We start from the raw sequence: 2737 nt of genomic DNA, 5'->3' as shown, positions 1-2737 counted from the left end.
ATTATTTACTCGGAATTTAATGAACGAAAAAAGTAATTGAGATGAAATGCAAAGTATAAATACTTACTAAGCTACAGATTTTTATACTACTTTTAATGTTACGCTCTTGACGTGCGGAATGTGGGATGTATCAAGTGGACTATGTTGAACTTAAAAATTAGAGCTATAATAGAATATTTATAATTCTAAAATAGTATTAGAGAGGGGCCACATTTTTGTGGCTAGGAATGCCTATCGAAACCATCTACGGAAATCTTCAAGGTCTAAAATCTAGCCAACTTAAACAACTGCAACGGTTGTACCATCAGCGATTACCAAGCGATTGCCTAACTACCTCAGAATTTGCCCAAAGAGTCGCCTCAATCAGCAAAGAAGTTGGCCAACCAGTCTGCGCTTATATCAATCGTAGAGGAAAAATTATCCGGGTGGGAATTGGCACACCCCACCAAACCCAAATCCCTCCTCTAGAATTACCCCGTTACGGTGCAAGTCGCCTTAGTGGTATTCGTTGCATTGCTACTAACCTGAAACCAGAAGTGCCTTCAGAAGCTGCTCTGACTGCAATGGTGATTCAACGACTTGATGCTCTTGTGGTGCTTACCCTAACAGGTGAAGGATTTAAACGTAAGGGGGGTGGAGCTACTGGTTACATTAAACAAGCTTATTTAGCTCACTTGTTGCCCACTCAAACAGATCGTACAGATACCAATATCCAAGAATTACCGTTTTGGACGGTATCACCCCCTCTCAGTCTGGATATGCTTGCCAAACAAGACTTTATTGATTTGATTGATGGATTAGAAGCAGAATTTCAAAGAGAATTTATTGCTCAAGAAGTTGATTCTGACCAAGATAAAGTTCTGTTGGTGGGACTAAAAACAGACAAAATGAAGGATAGGGAATTTGAAGATGGGTTAGCAGAATTAGCTAGACTTGTTAATACTGCTGGAGGTCTTGTCTTAAAGACAATGCAACAGAAGCGATCGCAACCTCATCCTCAAACTGTGGTGGGAGAGGGTAAAGTCCAAGAAATTGCTCTGACTGTTCAAACTGTAGGAGCTAACTTAGTTGTATTTGACCGTGACCTTTCTCCTGCTCAAGTTCGTAACCTAGAAACTAAAGTTGGTGTCAGAGTTGTAGACCGTACTGAAGTTATTCTCGATATTTTTGCTCAACGTGCTCAGTCTCGTGCTGGAAAGTTGCAAGTAGAACTTGCTCAACTGGAATATACTATCCCACGTCTTACGGGTCGAGGTGAGGCCATGTCTCGTCTTGGTGGTGGTATTGGTACAAGAGGACCTGGTGAAACTAAGTTGGAAACAGAACGTCGGGCAATTAACGCTCGAATATCTCGGTTGCAAAAAGAAGTAAATCAGTTACAAGCACATCGCACCCGTCTACGTCAACATCGTCAAAGTCAAGAAGTACCAACTGTAGCAATAGTTGGATATACTAATGCTGGCAAGTCTACATTACTGAATACACTTACTAAATCAGAGGTTTATGCTGCAGACCAATTGTTTGCAACTCTAGACCCTACTTCTCGTCGTCTGATTATTCCTGATGCAATTACGGGTAAGCGAATTCCTATTGTGATAACCGACACAGTGGGATTTATTCACGAACTCCCACCTACTCTAATTGATGCTTTTCGGGCAACTCTCGAAGAGGTGACAGAAGCAGATGCTTTACTTCATGTTGTCGATCTGTCTCATCCTGCTTGGCAAAGTCAAATACGTTCTGTGATGACTATTTTGGCAGAAATGCCAGAAACTCCAGGACCTGCTTTAGTTGCTTTTAACAAGATCGATGAAGTAGATGGAGATACTTTAAGATTTGCTCACGAAGAATATCCGATGGCAGTATTTATTTCTGCGGCTAAAGCTCTCGGTCTAGAAACTTTGCGTCAACGACTTGCACAACTTATTGATTATGTAATTGCTTCTTGAACAAGTAGAGCAACAATAGTTAACTAAAAACCTTGTCAAACCTTTTTAAAACTGCTAATATATAGTTAGTAAATTTTAATAAGGTATGAAAAAGTATGTCACGCCGAAAGAGGCAGCAGCATATTACGGTGTCAACATCAGCACTCTCAGACGATGGGATAATGAAGGAAAGCTTGACAGCATCAGAACTCCAGGGAACCAGCGACGATTCTGCATTGATGAAGAACATCCCAAAAGTAAGCCAGTTGTCGCTTATGCAAGAGTCTCTAGTCATGGACAACGAGATGACCTTGACCGACAAATTGAGTTTTTACGCGCAAAGTACCCCAACGCTGAACTTGTTTCAGAGATTGGAAGTGGACTCAATTTTAAACGGCGTAAATTCCTCAAAATATTGGAACGGGTATCTACAAGTGATATCTCAACACTTGTCGTCGCTTACGCCGATAGAGCCGTCCGATTTGGATTCCCACTTATTGAATGGTTGTGTCAGCAAAATGGGGTCAAGCTCTTGGTTCTCAACCAGAGAAACTTATCTCCAGAAGCGGAACTCGTTGAAGATATCTTGTCCATCCTCCATTGCTTCAGTGCAAGGCTTTACGGATTGCGAAAATACCAAAAGCAAGTCAACAAAGCGATTCAAGACAAAACCTCGGAACCAGACCCGGAAGTTGACACCAAACAGTGTCAGGAAGCTCAGGGTATTTCCATCTGATGGACTGCACAAAGTCTGGAAGCGTTGGTTGAGTGCTTACCGTTGGATATATAACTGGACGATTGCCCAACTC

At 41.7% G+C, this 2737-nt stretch carries 2 protein-coding genes; both read left to right on the top strand.

Annotated elements, in window-relative coordinates; translation table 11 throughout:
* Positions 1-227 precede the first annotated feature (227 nt).
* Positions 228-1949 carry a GTPase HflX gene (gene hflX / locus F6K15_RS37695; protein WP_293071188.1) on the top strand — a complete coding sequence of 574 codons (1722 nt, stop codon included), beginning with the start codon at positions 228-230 and terminating at the stop codon, positions 1947-1949.
* Between the two features lie 85 nt (positions 1950-2034).
* Positions 2035-2664: an IS607 family transposase gene (locus tag F6K15_RS37690; protein ID WP_293071186.1), complete on the top strand. Its 630-nt coding sequence runs from the start codon at positions 2035-2037 to the stop codon at positions 2662-2664.
* Positions 2665-2737 lie beyond the last annotated feature (73 nt).

Origin of the sequence: Okeania sp. SIO2B3 (assembly GCF_010672525.1) — a bacterium.
Lineage (GTDB): Bacteria > Cyanobacteriota > Cyanobacteriia > Cyanobacteriales > Microcoleaceae > Okeania.
Note: the sequence above shows the minus strand (reverse complement) of the source record. Positions and strands in the feature narration are given on the sequence as shown.